The organism is Pseudomonas benzopyrenica, assembly GCF_036884265.1.
Lineage (GTDB): Bacteria > Pseudomonadota > Gammaproteobacteria > Pseudomonadales > Pseudomonadaceae > Chryseomonas > Chryseomonas benzopyrenica.
Genome location: NZ_CP145723.1, coordinates 2,030,133 through 2,048,836 on the forward strand (window position 1 = coordinate 2,030,133; position 18,704 = coordinate 2,048,836).

Below are 18,704 nucleotides of genomic sequence, written 5' to 3' on the forward strand. Positions count from 1 at the left end.
CGCGACCGTACCCACGGAGCGCTCCCGATACCTTCGAGGAGACGCCTTCGTGATCAAGGGATTGCTACTCGCCGCCGGCCTGCTGGCTGGCACCTCCGCCAACCTGGCCCAGGCGGTCACCCTCACCATCGGTGACCAGTTCTACTACAGCAGCACCCTGCTGGAGCAGGCAGGTGAACTCAAGGACCTGCCGTACGAGATCCAGTGGAAGAGGTTCAACGCCGGTGGCCCGGTGGTGGAGGCGCTCAATGTCGGCTCCATCGACCTGGGCATCGTCGGCGACACCCCGGTGATCGCCCTCGCCGCCCGGGGTGGGCCGATCAAGGTGGTGGCGGTGACCCGCAACCGTCCGGACGGCACTGCCATCGTGGTCGGCAAGGACTCACCCATCAAGACGGTGGCGGACTTGGCCGGCAAGCGCGTGGCCATCTGGAAGGGCTCCTGGAGCCAGCAACTGGTCTACTCGGCGTTGGAACAGGCCGGGCTGCCCAGCGATGCCCCGCGCTACAGCTACCTGATGCCCACCGAGGCGGTCGCCGCCTTGAGCCAGGGCACCCTCGATGCCACCGCCACCTGGGAGCCCTACGTGAGCATGGTGGAGCGCCAGGGCGGACGGGTGCTGGTCACCGCCAAGGACCTGATGCCGGCACCGGTCTATGTGGTGGCCAACACCCGGCGCCTGGACGAGAACCGCGCCGCCATCGGCGATTTCATCGCCCGCTTGCAACGCGCTCGCAGCTGGGCGCGCGACCACGTCGACGTCTATGCCCAGGCCTGGGCCAGGCGCAACAACTCCGATCCGGCCATCGCCGAACGGTGGTTCCGCCGCGACGCCACCTGGGTCGAGCCGATCAGCGCCCAGACCTTGAGCGACGGCCAGAAGACCGCCGATTTCCTGGTCAAGGCCGGGGTGCTGCAACAGCCGTACGACGTCAAGCCGCTCTATGACCAGAGCTTCAACCGCTACCTGCAAGCGCCCCGGGAGGCCAGCCGATGAGTCGCCAATTGCACCTCGCCGGCTTCCTGCTGGCTGGTCCGGTCGTCCATAGCCACGCCGTCTGGCGCCACCCCGAAACCCAGGGCGACTTCCTCGACCCGGCCTATTACGTCCGCGCGGCCAAGGCGCTGGAGGAGGGGCTGTTCGACTTCCTGTTCTTCGCCGACCGCCTGGCCGTGGGCGATCAGCTCGGCGGCTCGCGGGAGACCGCCCTGCGCCTAGGGGCCCAGGACGCCACCCGACTCGATCCGCTGCCGCTGTTGTCCTATCTGGTGGCTCACACCCGCCACCTCGGGCTGGGTTGCACCCGCTCCACCACCTACTACGAACCCGCCCATGTCGCCCGGGCCTTCGCTACCCTCGATCACCTGTCCTGTGGGCGCGCCGCCTGGAACATCGTCACCTCCATGAACGACAGCGAGGGCCGGCTGTTCGGCAGGGAGCGCCACCTGGAGCACGACCTGCGCTACGACCGTGCCGACGAATTCGTCGAGGTGGCCGTCAAGTTGTGGCGCAGTTGGGGACCCGCGGCGCTGCGCCTGGATCGCGAAGGCGGTGTGCTGGCCGACCCTGCGCAGGTGCGCGCCCTCGATCACCAGGGCGACTGGTTCCGGGTGGAGGGCCCGCTCAACATCCCGCGCAGTCCGCAAGGGCGGCCGGTACTGATCCAGGCCGGCTCCAGTGGTCGTGGCCGGCGCTTCGGCGCACGTTGGGCCGAGGCCATCTTCACCATCCAGCCAGACCTCGCCGCCATGCGCGCCTTTCGCGACGACGTCCGCCGCCAGGTGCTGGAGCAGGGGCGCTCCCCCGACGGCTGCAAGATCCTCACCTCGGTCATGCCCTTCATCGGCGGCAGCGAAGCCGAAGCACGGGCCAAGCAGGAAAGGCACAACGCCCTGGCGCAACCCGAGGTGGGGCTGATCACCCTCTGCTCCCAGCTCAATATCGACCTGTCGCGCTTCACCCTCGATACCGCCCTGGGTGAGGTGGCCGAGGTCGGTGGCCTGCCACCGGCCGCTGCCGAAAAACTCCTGGCGCTGGGGTCGCGGACCACCCTGGCCGAATTGGGTCGCAGCTATGCCGCCAGCGTGCGGGTGCCGCAACTGGTGGGCACCGGCGCCCAGATCGCCGAACAGCTGGCCGAGTGGTTCGAAGCCGGCGGCTGCGACGGCTTCGTGATTTCCCCCGGCTACCTGCCGGGGTCCTTCGTCGAGTTCAGCGAAAGCGTGGTGCCGCACCTGCAGCGCCGCGGCCTGTTCCGACGCCAGTACCAGGGCACGACCCTGAGAGACCACCTGGGCCTCGGCCCCCTGGAGGACTAGATGAGCACCATCAAGGATACCGAGGCTTGGCTGACGCTGGCCCGCGAGATCGGCGCGGAATTCGCTGCCCGGGTGGTGGCCGACGAACGCGACCGCATTCGTCCCGATGCCCAGCTGCAAAGACTCAAGGACAGCGGCCTGACCAACCTGGTCATACCCGTGCATCTTGGTGGCGCCGGCCAGCCCTGGTCGCTGGCCATGCGTGTGCTGCGCGAGATCGCTGCCGGTGACGGCTCGGTCGGCCTGCTCTTTGGCTATCACCTGCTCAATACGGTGAACCTGCGCCGCGAGCCCCAGCCACGGCGCGACCGCCTGCTGGCGGAAATCGCCGAGGGCCGGCTGTGGCTGGCCGGAGTGGTCAATCCACGGGATGACGACATCCTCGCCACGCCCGTTGCCGGCGGTGGCTATCGCCTGACCGGGCGCAAGGGCTTCTGCAGCGGCGCCGCCTTCGCCGATCGCCTCACCATCAGTGCCCGCGACCGGCAGAGCGGGGCGCGGCTGATGGTCACCCTGCCAGGGGATCGCGGGGGGCTGGCCTATGCCGAGGACTGGGACCACTTCGGCGTGGCGCGCAGCGACAGTGGCAGCTTTACCCTGACCGACGTCTGGGCCAGTGCCGAGGAGGCCCAGGTCTGCGACCTGGAAGATGCCGGTGACTTTGCCGCGGTGATCCGCACCCCGGTCAACCAGTCGGCCTTCACCCAGTACTACCTGGGCGCCGCCCAGGGCGCGCTGCGCGAGGCGCGGCGCTATCTGCACGAAGAGGCGCGGCCCTGGATGCATTCCCAGGCCGCCAGCGCCAGCGAAGATCAACTGGTGCTGAGCCAGGTGGGCAAACTGTGGATCGCCCTGCAGGGCGCCGTGGCCCTGGCCGAGGTGGCGGCGGGGCGGGTGGATGACCTGCTCGCGGCGGATGACACCTTTACCGCTGAGCTACGCGGCGAGACAGCCATTGCCGTGGCCGGTGCCAAGGTGCTGGCCGCCCGTACCGCCCTCGACGTGACCACCCGGGTGTTCGACGCCCTGGGTGCCCGCGCCACCCACAACCGCCTGGGCCTGGATCGCTTCTGGCGCGATGTACGCACCCACAGCCTGCACGACCCCCTGGCCTACAAGGTGCTGGAGGTCGGCCGTTATGCGGTCAATGGCCAGTACCCCGATATCCGTGCCTATACCTGACGAGAGGCTTCCCATGCTACGCAAGACCCTTGTTGGCCTCACCCTCGGCCTGCTCGCCGCTACCCAGACGTTGGCTACCACGCTGGTGGTGGGCGATCAGAGCTATAACACCCGTACCGTGATGGAAGCCGCCGGTGTCCTCGACGACCTGCCGTACCAGCTGGACTGGAAGCAATTCACCGCCGGTTCGCCGGTGGCCGAGGCGCTCAACGTCGGCAGCCTCGACCTGGGCCTGCTGGGCGATGCGCCGCCGCTGTTCCTTGGCGCCCTCGGCGCGCCGATCAAGGTGGTCGGCATCAGTCGTCAGAGCCTCGACGGGGTGGCAGTGCTGGTGCTCGGCGATTCCAGCATCCGTAGCCTGGCGGATCTGCAGGGCAAGACGGTGGCCATCTGGAAGGGCTCCTGGAGCCAGCAATTGGCCTTGTCCGCCCTGGATCGCGCGGGCGTACCGCGCGACCGGGTGAGCTTCCGCTACCTCAACGCCCTGGATGCCTCCCATGCGCTGGAGGGCGGCTCGGTGGACGCCATCGCCACCTGGGAGCCCTATGTCACCCAGGCCCAGCGCCATGGCGCCCGGGTGCTCACCACCGCCGAAGATCTGATCCCGGCACAGAGTTTCGTGGTGGCCAGCCAGCGCGCCCTGGACGATGCCGCCAAGCACCGTGCCATCGGCGACTTCCTGCAGCGGCTGCAACGGGCACGGACCTGGGCCAATGCCGATCCGGCGCATACGGCGCGTTATGCCCGCGCCTGGGCCGAGCGCACCCGCGCTGACGCGGCCATCGCCCAGGCCTGGTTCGCCCGTGCCCGCACCAGCATCGGGCCAGTCACTCCTGCCGCCATTGCCCAGGCGCAGCGCACCGTCGACTTCTTCGCGGGCGAAGGGCTGGTCAAGGGCTATGACGCCAGCCGTCTGTTCTACGATGGCTTCGGCACGAGCCTGGCCCCGCTCGCGCAGACGGCGCAACGCTGAGCACCGGGGGAGGTGTTGCGTTATGCTTGAGGCGCATATTCACCAGCAGGAAGTCAGACGCCTCCTCATGAAGACGGACGATATCGAAGCCTTCGTCGCGGTGCTCCGCAGCGGCTCCCTCAACGCCGCCGCGCAAACGCTGGGCCTGACCCAGCCGGCCATCACCCGGCGCCTGCAGAGCCTGGAGCAGGATCTCGGGGTCGAGTTGCTCGACCGCCACACCAAGCCGCTCAAGCCAACGCGCCTGGGTCAGGAGGTCTACGGTCATTGCCGTGCCATTCTGCGCGAGATGGATGCCCTGCGCGAGCGGGTGGCGGGTGATACCCCGCCGTCTGGACTGCTGCGCCTGGGCGTACCCCAGACCCTGGGCGATGCGCTGTTGCTGGAGGCCGTGAAAGACATCCGCACCCGCTACCCGGAGCTGCGCACCCAGGTGGCGACCGGCTGGGGCAGCGTACTGGTGAGCCGGATCGAGCACGGCGAACTGGACGGCGCCCTGGTGCTGTTTCCGGCCAACAAGGTCTTTCCCGACGGTATCGAGGCCCAGGCCCTGGGCGCCATGCCCTTGCAGGTGGTCTGCGCCCGCGCGCAGGCGCCGGCCAAACCCAAGCGCCTGGCCGACCTCCAAACGCAGGGCTGGGTGCTCAATCCCGATGGCTGCGGCTTTCGCGCCAGTCTGCAGCGCACCCTGGCCGAGCAGGGCCAGGCGCTGCGCATCAACCTGGAAACCTATGGCACCGAACTCCAGCTCGGTCTGGTGGCGGATGGCCAGGGCCTCGGCCTGGTCCCGGCACCGCTGCTGGCCTTGAGCGCCCATCGCGAACGGCTGGCGGTGATTCCCTTGAAGGACTTCAAGCCGGAGATCCAGCTGTGGCTGGTCCACCCACGCTTTCTCGGGCCGCTGCAGGAGGTGGTCGAGGGCTTCGGGCGGGCGGCGAGTCAGCTATTGGCAGCCTCCTGACAGCAGAACGCCCGGCAGCCAGGCTGCCGGGCGTCCGCTAACGCCTGCTTAGGCCGCAGGTTTCGCTAAGAACTCCCGCAGCACGTAGTGCAGGATGCCGCCGGCCTTGAAGTAGCTCACTTCATTGAGCGTGTCGATGCGGCAGAGCACCTCGACGCTTTCCAGGCTGCCATCCTCACGGGTGACTTCCAGGGTCAGCGGCATGCGCGGGCGCAACTCGACGCCGTCGATGCCCAGCACGGCGATCTTTTCCTTGCCGGTCAGCCCCAGGGACTTGCGATCGACGCCGTCCTTGAACTGCAGCGGCAGCACGCCCATGCCCACCAGGTTGGATCTGTGGATGCGCTCGAAGCTCTCGGCGACCACGGCCTTCACGCCCAGCAGGTTGGTGCCCTTGGCCGCCCAGTCACGGGAGGAACCCGTGCCGTATTCCTTGCCGGCGATGATCATCAGCGGGGTGTTCTCCAGCTCGTACTTCATGGCCGCGTCGTAGATCGACAGCTTTTCGCCAGTGGGGACGTGGAAGGTGTTGCCGCCTTCCTCGCCGCCCAACATCTCGTTCTTGATGCGGATGTTGGCGAAGGTGCCACGCATCATGACTTCGTGGTTGCCACGACGGGAGCCGTAGGAGTTGAAGTCGGCATAGTCCACGCCGTGCTCGGCGAGGTAGCGACCGGCGGGGCTGTCCTTCTTGATGTTGCCGGCAGGGGAGATGTGGTCGGTGGTGACCGAATCGCCCAGCAACGCCAGGATGCGAGCATCGTGGATGTCGGCGATACGCGGCGGATCGCCGGCAATCGTCTCGAAGAAGGGCGGATTCTGGATGTAGGTGGAGTCGGCATCCCAGACATAGGTCTCGGCGTCCGGCACCTGGATCGCCTGCCACTTCTCGTCACCGTCGAAGACGGCGCCGTATTGTTTGTGGAACATGGCGGTGTCGAGCTTCTGCACGGCGTCGGCCACTTCCTGCTGGCTGGGCCAGACGTCTTTCAGATAGACCGGCTGACCATCGTTGCCCGTGCCCAGCGGCTCCTGGGTCAGATCGACCTTGACGCTGCCGGCGAGGGCATAGGCCACCACCAGCGGCGGCGAGGCCAGCCAGTTGGTCTTGACCAACGGATGCACCCGGCCTTCGAAGTTACGGTTGCCGGAGAGCACCGAGGCCACGGTGAGGTCGGCGTCCTGGATCGCCTTTTCGATGGGATCGAGCAGCGGACCGGAGTTGCCGATGCAAGTGGTGCAGCCATAGCCGACCAGATCGAAACCGAGGTCGTTGAGATAGGGGGTGAGGCCGGCGGCGTTGTAGTAGTCGGTCACCACCTTGGAGCCGGGGGCGAGGGACGACTTCACCCAGGGCTTGCGCATCAGGCCCTTCTCGGCGGCCTTCTTCGCCAGCAGACCGGCGGCCATCATCACGCTGGGATTGGAGGTGTTGGTGCAGGAGGTGATGGCGGCGATCACCACGGCACCGTCCTCCAGCTGGAAGGTCTGGCCATCGAGCTGGACTTCCACGCCACTGCCCGCCTTGGGGGCCTCGGCTTTTTTCGGTGCCAGGGCAGTGAAATCGCCAAAGGTCTTGGCGACTTCGCCGAGCAGCACACGATCCTGCGGTCGCTTGGGGCCGGCCAGGCTGGATTGGACTTCGCCCATGTCCAGCTCCAGCACGTCGGTGAACACCGGCTCGTCGCCGGGATTGCGCCACAGGCCCTGGGCCTGGGTGTAGGCCTCCACCAGTTGCACGGTCTCCTCGGGGCGGCCGGACAGGCGCAGGTAGTCCAGGGTGATCTGGTCCACGGGGAAGAAACCGCAGGTGGCGCCGTACTCCGGTGCCATGTTGCCGATGGTGGCGCGGTCGGCCAGGGGCAGGGTGGCCAGACCATCACCGAAGAATTCGACGAACTTGCCCACCACGCCCTTCTTGCGCAGCATCTGGGTCACGGTCAGCACCAGGTCGGTGGCAGTGATGCCCTCGCGCAGCTTGCCGGTGAGCTTGAAGCCCACCACCTCGGGGATCAGCATGGACACCGGCTGGCCGAGCATGGCCGCCTCGGCCTCGATACCGCCCACGCCCCAGCCCAGCACGCCCAGGCCATTGATCATGGTGGTGTGGGAGTCGGTGCCGACCAGGGTGTCGGGGAAGGCATAGGTGCGGCCGTCCTCGTCCTTGGTCCAGACGGTGCGGCCCAGGTACTCCAGGTTGACCTGATGGCAGATGCCGGTGCCCGGCGGGACCACGCGGAAGTTGTCGAAGGCGTTCTGGCCCCAGCGCAGGAAGGCATAGCGCTCGCCGTTACGCTCCATCTCGATCTCGACGTTCTCGTGGTAGGCGTTTTCGCTGGCGTAGCGATCCACCATCACGGAGTGGTCGATCACCAGATCGACGGGGGAAAGCGGATTGATCCGCTGCGGATCGCCACCGGCCTTGGCCACGGCTTCGCGCATGGCGGCCAGGTCGACCACCGCCGGTACGCCGGTGAAGTCCTGCATCAGCACCCGCGCCGGTCGGTACTGGATCTCGCGATTGGCGGAGCGGGTCTTGGTCCAGTCGGCCAGGGCCTGAAGGTCCTCGCCGGTAACGGTCTGGTTGTCTTCCCAGCGCAGCAGGTTCTCCAGCAGCACCTTGAGGGACTTGGGCAGCTTGTCGAGATTGCCCAGGGTCTGGGCCGCGTCGGGCAGGCTGTAATAGTGGTAGGTGCGCTCACCGACCTGCAGGGTCTTGAGGCTTTTGAGGCTGTCCAGGGCTGGCATCAGGGTCTCCTTATCGACGGTTGCCCGCTGGCCGTTCGGGCCTCGAAAGGCAGACAAGACCCGTTCCAGCGCTGCGCGGACTGATTTTTCTAGGTGTAGTACTGGACCGACAGCCGCCGCTGGCGTTCCCCAGCGGGCGCGCTGGGGTATAGTGCGCGCCCTGCGTGACCCCTTGAGGAAGCCCTGTCGTGAATACCCTGTTGCTGCTGTGCCGTACCGGATTCGAAGGCGAGGTCTGCGCCGAGCTCGGCGAGCGGGCGGCGCTGCTCGGCGTGGGCGGATACGCCAAGGGCAAGCCGGGTGCGGCCTATGCGGAATTCGTCTGTGGCGACGCCGAGGGTGCCGCCCGGTTGATGCAGAACATCACCTTCGGCGAGCTGATCTTCCCTCGTCAGTGGTCTCGTGGCGCCTTTCTCAGCCTGCCCGAGCAGGATCGCATCGGTCCGCTGCTGAAGCTGCTGGCCAGCTATCCCGTCTGCGGCAGCCTGGCTCTGGAGATGCCCGATACCAATGACGGCAAGGCGCTCTCCACCTTCTGCAAGAAATTCGAGCGCCCCCTGACCCTGGCGCTGCGCAAGGCAGGTCGTCTGGTGGACGATGCCCGGGCGCCACGCCTGCAGCTGACCTTTCTCAGTGGTCGCGAGGTTTTCGTCGGCGTGGTCGAGGCGGACAACGCCGCGCTCTGGCCCATGGGCATCCCACGGCTGAAGTTTCCTCGCGAGGCCCCCAGTCGCTCGACGCTCAAACTGGAAGAAGCCTGGCACCAGTTCATTCCCCGCGCCGAATGGGAGACCCGTCTGGCGCCGGAGATGCGTGCCGTGGACCTGGGCGCAGCGCCTGGTGGCTGGACCTGGCAGCTGGTGGCTCGCGAGATGCTGGTGACGGCGGTGGACAATGGTCCGATGAACGAGACGCTGATGGACAGCGGCCTGGTGGAGCACCTGCAGGTCGACGGCTATGCCTATGTTCCCAAGCGCCCGGTGGACTGGATGGTCTGCGACATCGTCGAGAAGCCCGCGCGTACCGCGGCGCTGATCGAGCGCTGGATCGGCGAAGGTCATTGCCGCGAGGCGGTGGTCAATCTCAAGCTGCCGATGAAGCAGCGCTATCGCGAAGTAGCCAGCATCCTCGAACGCCTGCGCGACCATTTCGAAGATCGCGGCCAGCGCGTGGTCATCGGCTGCAAGCAGCTCTACCACGACCGCGAGGAAGTGACCTGTCATCTGCGCCGGCTGGATCGGAAACCCTGAGAACCTATCCAAAGTTTGCTATGCGTTGGCCAGGGTGCGTTGAAAACCGCCTGGATCGCCCGCCCGCCCTGAGGTGGACCCGTCGAAATGCTCATTTACACTCGTAAACTGCGCTTCCTCGACGGCTTTATTCGCTGGCGCTCACCCTTCGGGCCAGCCGTTGGCTGTTACTCTCGCTGGTCGTTGCGCCTTGCCTGTCTTTGGCTCGCGAAACTTTGCACAGGTTCTCGCGCCTACTCGATATCTATTTTTAGCGTTTTCTGGAGTACCGATGACCCTCGAAGCCGATGCCACCCTCGACGCCAGCGGGCTGAACTGCCCGGAGCCGGTGATGATGCTGCACAACAAGGTGCGCGACATCGCCCCCGGCGCCCTGCTCAAGGTCATCGCCACCGACCCCTCCACCCAGCGCGACATCCCCAAGTTCTGCGTCTTCCTCGGTCATGAACTGGTGGAAAAGAGCGAAGGGGACGGGCGTTATCTCTATTGGATTCGCAAGAAGTTGGAGTGAGGGTTGCGCGAAAGCTCGCTTTGATATTGTGAATTGGCTCACAATAATTGATCTAGCAAGCAAGGAAGCCTTTTTATGAAAGCCAGGATGCTGGGTGTTGTCTCGCTCATTCTCGCGGGGTGCACGTCGGTACAGGTCCAGCCCGTCGCCGTACGCCCGGATTTGGTATGTATCCAGGAGAATCCTGCGGTTTGGGTAAAGGACTTTCTCCCCGTGGTCCGGGCCGGCTTTGCTCGGCACAGCGTGCCTACCGAGAGCTATACGCAGGTGCCACGCGAGTGCCCATACATTCTTGAGTACACCGCGCGGCAAACCTGGGACGGCGTGCCTTACTTATCAGCTGCCGAGCTGACCCTGCGTGACGCCAGTGGGCGCCTGGTGGGGCAGGCTGACTATCACCTGCGGGGTAAGGGTGGTTTCTCCCTTATGAAGTGGCAGGGGACCGCAACAAAGATCAATCCGGTGGTAGATGAGCTCTTGGGTCAGATGCGTCCCGCACCTGTCACCAGACCGACCCCGAGTGCTGTCCCTACCTCCGCACCTGCCGGGCTGACCTTTGAAGACGAATTGGCTGCGCTTCAGGCAAAAAACCTCAGCTATCAGGACTACGGCAATCAGTACCGTGCGCTTCGGCAGCGCTATGGTCTGGATCGCTGACTTCAATGTCGAGCCCGTAACGTTGGGCTTCGCTTACGCTCAGCCCAACCTACGACGCGTAGCCAAGGCCCCACCGCACGGGGTTGGCTTTCGTAGGTTGGGTTGAGATGCCTCCATCGTAGAAGCCCAACAGGACGATGCCCGTCACCCCGTAACGTGTAAAACCGCGCAGCGTTTTCCACCGTCGAGCCCCGAACCCGTGAACAAGGGCATGCCGTTGTCCAGCCTACGCTCAGGCAGCATCCAAGCCTTTGACCACGCCCAGCAGATGCTCCCCCAGCCGGCGATGCTGGTCCGCCTCGAAATGCACGCCGTCCACTGGGCTTACCTGGGTGATTTCCCCGGCATCGACGAAGGTCGCGCCCTGGGCTTCGGCTACCTGGCGATAGCGTGCGGCCAGTTGGCGAGACTTGGCCGCGCCGCCGGCGAAGATCTCGCCGAGAAAGCCCACTTCCTCGATGGGCGCCGGGGCCATGACGATGAGCCTGGGCGTAGCGCCGTCCGGGCCGGCATTGCAGCGCTTGATCTCTTCCAGCAGCACCTGCAAGGCACTGGCGATGTCCGCGGGCGTCACCGACAGCCGCGCCTTGAGGTCGTTGGTACCCAGCATCAGCAGCAGGACATCCACGGGCAGCTGGCTTTCCAGGCAGGGCCGGAGATAGGTGAGGCCGTTCTTATGGTGGCCGTCGATGGGGTCGTCGTGCACCGTGGTCCGTGCCGGCAGACCCTCCTCGATCACGCGCCAGTCGCCGCCCAGGCCGCGGGCCAGGACGCCGGTCCAGCGTTCGTCCCAGCCGAAGCGTTCGAGCACGCCGGGCTGGGTCAGCGGCCGGGTGCCGTGGGTGTTGGAGTCGCCATAGCAGAGCAGGGTACGCAGGGGCATGTCGGGGACCTCGCCAGGACAGAGTGACGTCCACCCTAGAGGCTTTTCCGCGGCGCCGCGAGAACCGACGGTCGTGGCAGCGACCTCAGCCTTCGCTCGGCGCTTCGCTGCCCCGCGTCGCCTGGTCCAGTGGCGAGCCGCCTACCTCGTAGCGCACGTTCATGCGTGGCGAGGCCAGTTCGATGCCGGCGTCGTCCAGGTAGCGCTTGAGTTTGAGGTTGAAGGCTCGCGAGACCTCCCACTGCTTGATCGGCGCGGTCTTGAAACGGAATCTCAGGATGGCCATGCCGGAATCGAAGCTCTCCACCCCCTGCAGCTCCAGCGGTGACCAGATGTCCCGGCCCATCAGCGGGTCCTGGCGCAGCGAGCGGCCGACTTCCTGGACCATCTCGATGGCCTTGTCCACCGACAGTGCCTGGGGGATCGGCAGGCGGAAGATGGCGTAGCCGAACTGCCGGGAGTAGTTCTGAATGCTCTTGATCTCGCTGAAGGGGATGGTGTGGACGATGCCGTCGATATCCCTCAACCGCACGGTGCGGATGGTCAGGCCCTCCACGGTGCCCAGGTGGTTGCCGACATCGACGTAGTCGCCGATGGCCAGGGAGTCCTCGATGATGATGAACAGCCCGGTGATGAGGTCGGCCACCAGGCTCTGGGCGCCGAAGCCCACCGCCAGGCCGATGACGCCGGCACCGGCCAGCAGCGGGGTGACGTTCACGCCCATGTTGGCCAGGGCGACGATCAGGGCGATGACGAAGATGGTCAGGAACAGCACGTTGCGGATCAGCGGCAACATGGTCTGGGCGCGGGCGTTGTTGGGGCTGACGCGGTGCAGATTGAGGCCGCGGTGGATGGCGGTGTCGGCCAGGATCCACACCAGCCAGGCCAGCAGCAGGGTGCCGCCCAGGCCAAAGAACTTGCTGGCGACCGCATGGCCGTCGCCCTGGCTGAATCTCAGCAGCGAGAGATTCCAGGCGCGCAGGGCCAGTTCGATGCCCACCAGCCAGATGACGATGCCCAGCACCAGCACGAAGAAGGCGCGCAGCCGTTCGGCATAGGCCTCCTGGATGCGTCCACTGGGCCGGCGGCGCAGCAATCGCGCCCGTACCAACGCATTCAGGCCCAGGGCGGCGCCCATGGTCACGGCGAACAGCAGCGCGCGACGCAGGGCGTCGCTGGTGTCGCCGGCGGAGACGAAGGTGGCCACCACCGACACCGCCACCAGGATCAGCAGTGGCAGGTGCCAGAGCCGGGCGATCAGGTGGCGCACGCCCTGCAGGCCACGTAGGGCCTGCCGTTTGGCCAGCGGCTGGTTGCGGATCAGGTGGGCAATGGGGCGGCGGAATCTCAAGGCGAACTGGGCGGTGAGCAGCGCCGCGCAGATATTGGCCCCGATGGCGATGACCGCGGCCAGGTGGGGCCCCAGGGTCTCGGCCAGGTGCGGATCGCTGGCGGCGCCACCCAGGGCCGCCAGGCTGCCGATGATCCACAGTGGACGGAAGGCGCGTCGGCGCAGGATCAACAGGGCGCGGTTGCGATGGGCGCCGCTGGGGAGGGAGCAGATCACCACCACCGTGGCGGCGAACAGCGGACCGGTGACGGCGGCATAGGCCAGGGCGACGGCCACCGTCTTGCCCAGTGAATCCGGCAGCCACAGGGATACCACCAGGGTCAGGATGAAGGCCAGCAGCCAGGGCGCCAGCTTGCGCAGGGCGAAACGCACCAGATCCAGGGTCCGCGGCTGGAGCGGCAACTCCTCCGCCAGTCCGAATCTCACCCGCAGGCGGTGACTGATGCTTTTCAAGCCCAGGGCGCAGCCGGCCCAGAAGGCCAGGGTGATGACGAAGCCGGAGAGCAGGTTGAGGCGCTGCTCGGGCGCCGGTGCCAGTGCGGCCAGTTCGGCACCGGCCTGCTCCAGCTGGTACTGCCAGCGTTGGCGCAGGTTGTCGCGCTGCAGCTGTTGCTCGACCACCGTCATGGTGTCGGTGATCAGGCCGATCACGCCCTGGGAGGCGCTGGGTTCGGCCTTGGTCTGGGCCGCCTGCAGCTTCTTGAGATCCGCCAGCAGGCGATTGCGCTGCTGCTCGCTTTCCAGGGTCTTGATGACCTGGTCCAGGGACTGGCCGAATTGCGGATCGACCTGGTCCTTCTGGGTACCCGGCAGCCCGGGCAGTGCGGCCTGGACCGGGCCGATGAGCAGAAAGCAGAGACAGAGGAGTTGAAGCAGGCGAAAGATCATCGAAGCCGCACGCTCACGAAAGAGGGAAACCCGCGTCCCGGTCGGCAGGGCAGCCGTCCGCGACGAGGTGGCCAGTGTAGCAAGGGCAGCGCGCTAGGCGCTGTGGATGCGTCGACGGGCGCTGCGGGCCAGGCGCACCGACAGCAGGATGGCCGCGCAGGTCAGGCCCAGCACCAGCCCCTGCCACAGCCCGGCTGGGCCGCGCGGTGCCCCGAACCAGTCGCTCAGGCCCAGCGCCCAGCCCACCGGCAAGCCCACGCCCCAGTAGGCCAGCAGGGTGATGACCATGGTCGCCCGGGTGTCCTGATAGCCGCGCAGGGCGCCGGCGGCGGTGACCTGGATGGCGTCGGAGAATTGGAAGATACCGGCGAACACCAGCAGCGAGGCCGCCAGCTGGATCACCGCCAGGTCCTGGGAGTAGAGGCCGGCGATGAAGGTGCGCGCGGTCAGCATCAGGGTGCAGGAGACGCAGGCGCAGAGCAGCCCCGCGGCCATGCCGACGCCGGCGGCGAAGCGGGCCTCGCGCGGCTCACCGCGACCCAGTGCCTGGCCGACGCGGACGGTCACCGCCATCCCCAGCGCCAGGGGCACCATGAATACCAGGCCGGAGAAGTTGAGTGCCACCTGGTGACCGGCGACCACGGTCGGCCCCAGCTCGCCGATCAGCAGGGCCACCACGGAAAAGATACTGGATTCGGCGAACACCGCGATGCCGATGGGTACGCCGATGGCCAGCAGGGCGCGCAGCGTTGGGCCGTGCGGCCGCTCGAAGCGGGCGAAGATGGCGCAGGCGCGATAGCGTTCGGTGCGGATGATCGCCAGCATGGCCAGCAGCATCGCCCACATCACCGTGCCCGAGGCGAAGCCGCACCCAGCACCGCCCAGGGCCGGCAGCCCCAGGTGCCCATGGATGAAGATCCAGTTCAGCGGCACGTTCAGCGCCAGACCGGCGATACCCACCAGCATCGCCGGCCGGGTGCGCCCGAGGCCGTCGCTGAAGCAGCGCAGCACATAGTAGAAGGCGGTGGCGGGCAGGCCCATGGCGATGCCCTTGAGATAGAGCAGGGTCGGGCCGATCAGTTGCGGGTCGACGTGCATGGCCACCAGCAGGGGCCGGGCGTTGAGCAGCAGCAGGCTGGCGATGAGGCCACAGCCCAGGGCCAGCCACAACGCCTGGCGCACCAGCGGACCGATCTCCTGGCTGCGACCGCCGCCGTGGCGCTCGGCCACCTTGGGCGTGGTCGCCAGCAGGATGCCGGTCATCAGCAGGAACACCGGAATCCACACGGAGTTGCCCAGGGCGACGGCGGCGAGGTCCAGCGGGCCGACGCGACCGGCCATGACGGCGTCGACGAAGCCCATGGCCGAATGGGAGAGCTGGGCGATGACGATGGGCGCGGCCAGGGAGAGTAGGGCGCCGAATTCACGTCTGATACGGGGCAGGGAGGAGGTCACTTGATCGTTCGGTCAGCTTCGGGGCCGATAGTCTAGTCCTCATGGCCGGCGTGACAAGCCTCGCGGCGACCATTGCCTGGTGCGGGATGCCTGCTAAAGTGCCGGTCCCCGCCCTTGCGAGTGCCCAGGCATGCACATTATCGCCGACGAAAACATTCCGTTGCTGGACGCCTTCTTCGCCCCCCACGCCACCCTCGAACGCCTCCCCGGACGCGCCTTCGATCGCGCCGCCTTGAGCCGCGCCGATGCCCTGCTGGTGCGCTCCATCACCCGCGTCGACGCGGCGCTGCTGGCCGGATCTCGAGTCGGCTTCGTCGGCACCTGCACCATAGGTACCGATCACCTGGACCTCGGCTATCTGGACCAGGCGGGTATCCGTTGGCGCAATGCCCCCGGCTGCAACGCCCGCGGCGTGGTGGACTGGGTGCTGGGCGCCTTGTTGGCACTGGCCGATGGCGCTGGCGCCGACCTGGCCAGGCGCACCTACGGCATCGTCGGCGCCGGCCAGGTCGGAGGCCGCCTGGCGGAGGTGTTACGGGGGCTGGGCTGGACGGTGCTGGTCTGCGATCCGCCACGGCAGGCGACCGAGCCGGGCGACTTCCACAGCCTGGACGAGTTGATCGAGCGCTGCGACGTGCTCTGTCTGCACACCCCGCTGGTCCGTGATGGCGAACAGCGCACCCTGCACCTGTTCGATGCGACGCGCCTGGCGAGGTTGCGTCCGGGCAGCTGGCTGCTCAATGCCTGCCGGGGCGAGGTAGTCGACAACGCCGCACTGCGTGCGCATCTGGCCGGTGGCGCCGAGCTGAAGGTGGCCTTGGATGTCTGGGAAGGCGAGCCAGGTATCGATCCTGAACTGGCCCGTCTCTGTCAGCTGGTGACGCCCCATATCGCCGGGCACAGCCTGGAAGGCAAGTGGCGCGGCACCGCGCAGATCTATGCGGCGTTCTGCGCCTGGGCGGGAGAGACGCCACGGTTGAGTCTGGACGAGCTGTTGCCACCGCAGCAGCTAAAGCGCCTGGTGTTCAGTGGAGATGCGCCCGAGGCGACGGCCTTCAGGCGTGTCTGTCGCGCGGTCTACGATCCGCGCGACGACGATGCGGCGCTACGCGCGACCCTCGGCCTGCCGGCCCTGGCGCGCGCCCAGGCGTTCGACGCCCTGCGCAAGGGCTATCCCATGCGTCGGGAGATTCCGGGGCTGCTGCTCGAAGGGGCGGGCGTGGCTCGGCTGGCGAGTGCCCTGGGCTGCGACTGGCGACATGGCGACGACTCCGAAAGCGGCGGTGTCGCTTAGGACCGAGGCGGAGCGGAGGCGTTCAGGCAGGACAGCGGCTCCCCGCCAGTCGGCCTGGATGGCCGAGAGACGGGACGCGCGAAATCAGTGGTATTCGCAGAGGTAGGCGGTGTCTTCCGCGACCTTGAGCTGGAACTTGGCGTTGGCCGGCACGGTGAACTGGCTGCCCGCAGCGAAGGTTTCCCAGCCCTCGCTGCCCGGCAGCTTGACGGTCAGCGCGCCGGCCACCACGTGCATGATCTCCAGTTGGCTGGTGCCGAATTCGTATTCGCCAGGGGCCATGACGCCGAGGGTGGCCGGCTTGGACTTGAGGCTGAAGACGATGGATTTGACGGTGCCGTCGAAGTACTCGTTGACCTTGAACATCGGATTTCCTTGTGCGAGAGCGGTTAGAAGCGTCCGCGAGTATGCCCAAGGCCGTCCCCGGCTGTCACCGGTCCACACGGCGACTAGCGAGCGAAGGCGGGCAGGCTGGCCGGCAGCAGCTTGGCGGTATTGCGCGCATCGGTCTCGGCACGGTGCAACACGCCGGTAAAGGCCAGCCCCGCCGACTCCAACGCGGCGGTGAGACCCAGCGGGCGCGCCAGGCCGCGGGCCTTGGCGAAGGCCTGTTTGAGATTGCGGTGCGGTACCCGCGCCAGATGGGTGTGCAGATCATGCTCGCGCCAGGCGCGCTCCAGCAGGCGGCGGTCGAAATCGCCCCAGCTGCACCAGCCGGCCAGGGTGGTTTCATAGGCGCCCAGCCAGCGCTCGAAGCCCAGCCAGGTGCCCGCCAGCGGCTCGGCGCCATCGACATCCGCCTGGCTGATGTGGGTGAGGTCGCGGCAAAAGGGCGTCAGCAGCGGCAGGCGCTCGGGCTGGACGAAGCTCTGGTAGCGATCCAGCTCCTGCCCCTCGGCGTTCACCATCACCGCGCCGATCTCGATGATTTCCATCAACTCCAGCGGCCAGCCGCCCTCGTCGGTGGTCGCCTCCAGGTCCAGCACCAGCCAATGCTTCATCGTCACGCCCTCGGGCCAGCCGCCCCGCTCATCGCAGATATGACGGCCGAAAAATCTCTGGGTTGCGTAGCATCGTGCGAATGAATGTTACATTCATGACTCGATAGCGACATCTGGTCACGATTTGCTTGTGAGGCTCCAGCCTTGCTTTTAAGCTTCAAGCCTCTTCTCCAGCGAGTTTCACCATGGAATGCCGTCCGGGCTGTGGCGCCTGTTGCATCGCGCCGTCGATCTCCTCACCGCTGCCACGCATGCCCCAGGGCAAGCCTTCCGGCGTGCGCTGCGCCCACCTGGACAGTACCAATCGCTGCGATCTGTTCGGCTCTCCGCTGCGCCCGGCGGTGTGCGGCGGCTTCCGGGCCGAGCTGGCCTTCTGCGGCAGCAACAGCGCCGAGGCCATGGCCATCCTCTTGCGCCTGGAGGGTGAAACCGCCGCCTGATCCGGTTCTGAACTGCGCTCTCCGACAATCACAACAACAAGGGACGTCCCATGCACAAGCCGCTTCGCTCCATCCTCGCCCTGACCCTGCTCGCCGCCACTGGTCTGGCCCAGGCCGAAGACTGGCAACTCGCCAAGCAGGAAGACGGTATCCAGGTCTATACCCGCGCCGTCGCTGGCTCCAAGTACAAGGCCTATCGCGGCGTGGTCCAGATCAAGGCCGACCCAGCCACCATCGCCACGCTGCAGGACGATCCGGTGGGCTCCTGCAAATGGATCTTCCGTTGCCAGTCGCTGCAGGTGCTCAAGCGCCAGGACAACCAGGCCTGGACCTATATGCGTATCGAAATGCCCTGGCCGGTGACCGCGCGCGACGTGGTCTTGCATATCACCGAGCAGAAGACCCCCGACGGCGGCTTCACCCGCACCCTCGAAGGCCAGGCCGACTATCGTCCTGCCGCCGATGGCTATGTGCGGGTGGCGAGCTTCCAAGGCCAGTGGCGCGTGGTGCCGAAGAACGGTGGCTCGGAAGTGACCTACGAGGCCCAGAGCGAGCCCGGTGGCAGCGTGCCGTCCTGGCTGGCCAACAGTTTCGTGGTGGATGCCCCACTCAACACCCTGAAGGGTCTGCGCCAGGCCGCGCAGCGCTGATCCGGCGTCTCTGGGCAAAAGGCCTGGCTCCCATGGCGCCGGGCCTTTTTTATACCACCCCTGTGCCGGATCTTGCCGGCCCCAAGGTATTCCCTGGTAGCCTTTTTTAATACCACCCCTATAGCGCTGAGGCAGAGGGGA

At 66.8% G+C, this 18,704-nt stretch carries 17 protein-coding genes; 11 read left to right on the forward strand and 6 right to left on the reverse strand.

Going from position 1 to position 18,704, the window contains the following annotated elements:
• The first annotated feature begins 49 nt into the window (after window positions 1–49).
• The 5 genes from V6W80_RS09475 (at window position 50) to V6W80_RS09495 (ending at window position 5,435) form a co-directional block, all read left to right on the forward strand.
• On the forward strand, window positions 50–997 hold the full coding sequence (locus V6W80_RS09475; protein ID WP_338546759.1) for an ABC transporter substrate-binding protein: 948 nt from the start codon (window positions 50–52) through the stop codon (window positions 995–997).
• Entirely contained in the window at window positions 994–2,319 is a 1,326-nt protein-coding gene (locus V6W80_RS09480) for an LLM class flavin-dependent oxidoreductase (protein WP_338546761.1), read from the forward strand. Before V6W80_RS09475 ends, V6W80_RS09480 begins: the two co-directional genes overlap by 4 nt.
• A complete protein-coding gene (locus V6W80_RS09485) occupies window positions 2,320–3,501 on the forward strand; it encodes an acyl-CoA dehydrogenase family protein (RefSeq protein WP_338546763.1) in 1,182 nt (393 codons plus the stop codon).
• Window positions 3,502–3,514: 13 nt separating this feature from the next.
• Window positions 3,515–4,474 (forward strand): ABC transporter substrate-binding protein, encoded by a 960-nt coding sequence (locus V6W80_RS09490; RefSeq protein WP_338546765.1) that lies wholly within the window; start codon window positions 3,515–3,517, stop codon window positions 4,472–4,474.
• Between the two features lie 67 nt (window positions 4,475–4,541).
• Window positions 4,542–5,435 carry a LysR family transcriptional regulator gene (locus tag V6W80_RS09495; RefSeq protein WP_338546767.1) on the forward strand — a complete coding sequence of 298 codons (894 nt, stop codon included), beginning with the start codon at window positions 4,542–4,544 and terminating at the stop codon, window positions 5,433–5,435.
• A gap of 48 nt (window positions 5,436–5,483) precedes the next feature.
• Here the strand turns inward: V6W80_RS09495 and acnA are convergent, their stop codons facing one another.
• Entirely contained in the window at window positions 5,484–8,183 is a 2,700-nt protein-coding gene (acnA, locus tag V6W80_RS09500; RefSeq protein ID WP_338546768.1) for an aconitate hydratase AcnA, read from the reverse strand.
• A gap of 188 nt (window positions 8,184–8,371) precedes the next feature.
• On the opposite strand from acnA, the gene rlmM reads away from it, so the two are divergent.
• From rlmM to V6W80_RS09515, 3 genes are all read left to right on the forward strand, one after another.
• Window positions 8,372–9,433 carry a 23S rRNA (cytidine(2498)-2'-O)-methyltransferase RlmM gene (rlmM, locus tag V6W80_RS09505; RefSeq protein ID WP_338546769.1) on the forward strand — a complete coding sequence of 354 codons (1,062 nt, stop codon included), beginning with the start codon at window positions 8,372–8,374 and terminating at the stop codon, window positions 9,431–9,433.
• Between the two features lie 271 nt (window positions 9,434–9,704).
• A complete protein-coding gene (gene tusA / locus V6W80_RS09510; protein ID WP_017639682.1) occupies window positions 9,705–9,944 on the forward strand; it encodes a sulfurtransferase TusA in 240 nt (79 codons plus the stop codon).
• Between the two features lie 75 nt (window positions 9,945–10,019).
• Window positions 10,020–10,601, forward strand: coding sequence for an Sbal_3080 family lipoprotein (locus V6W80_RS09515; RefSeq protein ID WP_338546770.1), 582 nt, complete (start codon window positions 10,020–10,022; stop codon window positions 10,599–10,601).
• A gap of 232 nt (window positions 10,602–10,833) precedes the next feature.
• Here the strand turns inward: V6W80_RS09515 and V6W80_RS09520 are convergent, their stop codons facing one another.
• From V6W80_RS09520 to V6W80_RS09530, 3 genes are all read right to left on the reverse strand, one after another.
• On the reverse strand, window positions 10,834–11,484 hold the full coding sequence (locus V6W80_RS09520; RefSeq protein ID WP_338546771.1) for an SGNH/GDSL hydrolase family protein: 651 nt from the start codon (window positions 11,482–11,484) through the stop codon (window positions 10,834–10,836).
• Between the two features lie 85 nt (window positions 11,485–11,569).
• Window positions 11,570–13,723, reverse strand: a complete 2,154-nt coding sequence (locus tag V6W80_RS09525) for a mechanosensitive ion channel family protein (RefSeq protein ID WP_338546772.1) — start codon at window positions 13,721–13,723, stop codon at window positions 11,570–11,572.
• Between the two features lie 93 nt (window positions 13,724–13,816).
• Entirely contained in the window at window positions 13,817–15,178 is a 1,362-nt protein-coding gene (locus V6W80_RS09530; RefSeq protein ID WP_160923176.1) for an MATE family efflux transporter, read from the reverse strand.
• 130 nt (window positions 15,179–15,308) lie between these two features.
• Between V6W80_RS09530 and pdxB the strand changes: the two genes are divergently transcribed.
• Window positions 15,309–16,472, forward strand: coding sequence for a 4-phosphoerythronate dehydrogenase PdxB (gene pdxB, locus V6W80_RS09535; protein ID WP_338546773.1), 1,164 nt, complete (start codon window positions 15,309–15,311; stop codon window positions 16,470–16,472).
• Window positions 16,473–16,556: 84 nt separating this feature from the next.
• On the opposite strand, the gene V6W80_RS09540 is transcribed toward pdxB, so the two are convergent.
• Together V6W80_RS09540 and V6W80_RS09545 are read right to left on the reverse strand one after the other, a co-directional pair.
• Window positions 16,557–16,838, reverse strand: a complete 282-nt coding sequence (locus V6W80_RS09540; protein WP_338546774.1) for a pyrimidine/purine nucleoside phosphorylase — start codon at window positions 16,836–16,838, stop codon at window positions 16,557–16,559.
• 83 nt (window positions 16,839–16,921) lie between these two features.
• On the reverse strand, window positions 16,922–17,473 hold the full coding sequence (locus tag V6W80_RS09545) for an exonuclease domain-containing protein (protein ID WP_068383975.1): 552 nt from the start codon (window positions 17,471–17,473) through the stop codon (window positions 16,922–16,924).
• A 185-nt stretch (window positions 17,474–17,658) separates the two neighbouring features.
• On the opposite strand from V6W80_RS09545, the gene V6W80_RS09550 reads away from it, so the two are divergent.
• Together V6W80_RS09550 and V6W80_RS09555 are read left to right on the forward strand one after the other, a co-directional pair.
• Window positions 17,659–17,913, forward strand: a complete 255-nt coding sequence (locus V6W80_RS09550; protein ID WP_026083919.1) for a YkgJ family cysteine cluster protein — start codon at window positions 17,659–17,661, stop codon at window positions 17,911–17,913.
• A gap of 50 nt (window positions 17,914–17,963) precedes the next feature.
• Window positions 17,964–18,563, forward strand: coding sequence for an START domain-containing protein (locus V6W80_RS09555; protein ID WP_338546776.1), 600 nt, complete (start codon window positions 17,964–17,966; stop codon window positions 18,561–18,563).
• Window positions 18,564–18,704 lie beyond the last annotated feature (141 nt).